This window comes from Streptomyces kebangsaanensis (assembly GCF_001906585.1).
In the GTDB taxonomy this organism is placed as follows: Bacteria; Actinomycetota; Actinomycetes; order Streptomycetales; family Streptomycetaceae; genus Streptomyces; species Streptomyces kebangsaanensis.
The window spans coordinates 17,473-18,772 of sequence record NZ_JUJA01000036.1 but is presented as its reverse complement, the minus strand read 5'-3'; the positions used below and the strand labels follow the sequence as shown (position 1 = coordinate 18,772).

1 protein-coding gene is annotated in these 1,300 nt (G+C 71.4%); it reads left to right on the top strand.

Going from position 1 to position 1,300, the window contains the following annotated elements; translation table 11 throughout:
* Nucleotides 1–1,291, top strand: a 1,291-nt coding sequence (locus RH94_RS42400; protein ID WP_073946371.1) for a LamG-like jellyroll fold domain-containing protein, incomplete at its 5' end; no start/stop codon positions are given.
* Nucleotides 1,292–1,300 lie beyond the last annotated feature (9 nt).

Genomic DNA, 1,300 nt, shown 5'->3' with positions numbered 1-1,300 from the left:
CATGACGGCGGCGGCGGGCACACCGGAGACCCGGACCTTCGTCGACCAGGTGCACACGATCGTCGACCAGCACATCAGCAGCCCGTCGATCGTCATGTGGACCATGATGAACGAGGGCTGGGGCGAATGGAGCAAGGCCGCCACCGGTGAGCTCGCGGACGCGGTCAAGAAGCAGGACCCGTCCCGCCTGGTGGATGCTCACTCCGGAGTCAACTGCTGCGCTTCCAAGGGCGATTCGGGGCGTGGTGACATCATCGACTTCCACGACTACCACGGCCCGGCGAACCCCGCCCCCGACGCCACCCGGGCCTCCGTCGACGGGGAGCACGGCGGCTACTCGTACGTCGTTCCGGGCCACATCCTGGGGACCGCCGGCGGTCAGGACTACGGTGACGCCGCCACCAGCACCGAGGAGCTGACCAAGGCGTACGTGGAGAACACCAGGAAGCTGGTGCAGCGTGCCTCCTGCGGGCTCTCCGGTTCGGTCTACACCCAGGTCACGGACGTGGAGGGCGAGCTCAACGGCCTGCTCACCTACGACCGCAAGGTGGTCAAGGTGCTCCCCGGTCCGGTGCGGGAGATCAACCGGCAGGTGATCGCGGCGGGCGCCGCCGCGGGCGGGACGGACGTCCCGCCGGGCACTCCGGGACTGGCCGGAGTGTCCTGGTGGCCGCTGCACCAGCAGTCCGGCACGGTCGCCGCGGACGTCGCCGGCGGACACGACGGCACCCTCAAGGGCGGCGCGACCTGGACCTCCGGGCCGAACGGCGGCGCGGTGCAACTGGACGGCAGGACCGGCTACGTCGACACCGGCGCGCCCGTCCTGGACACCGAGAAGGGCGACTACTCGGTGGCCGCCTGGGTCCGGCTCGACGACAAGGGGCACTTCAGCACCGCGGTGTCCGTCGACGGCGGCACCAGCAGCGTCTTCTACCTCCAGTACTCCCAGGCCGACAAGCGGTTCGCGTTCAGCTTCTCCGGCGCCCGGGCGCTGGCGGACACCATCGGTGAGCCGCAGGCCGGGAAGTGGTACCACCTGGTCGGCAGCTACAGCCACCGGGACGGCACGCTGCGGATCCACGTGGACGGCACCGAGGCGGGCTCCACCCGCGCCTGCAACGGGGAGGTGCCCTCCGGAAACCTGGTGATCGGCCGCGGCAAGTACAACGGCGGCCCGGTCGACCACTGGGCCGGTGCGATCGCCGACGTCCACGCCTACGACCGCGCCCTGAGCGGGGCCGAGGTGGCCTCGCTGGCGGCCCACGAACCCACCGCCCCCACCAGGCGGTGACGACGGCGG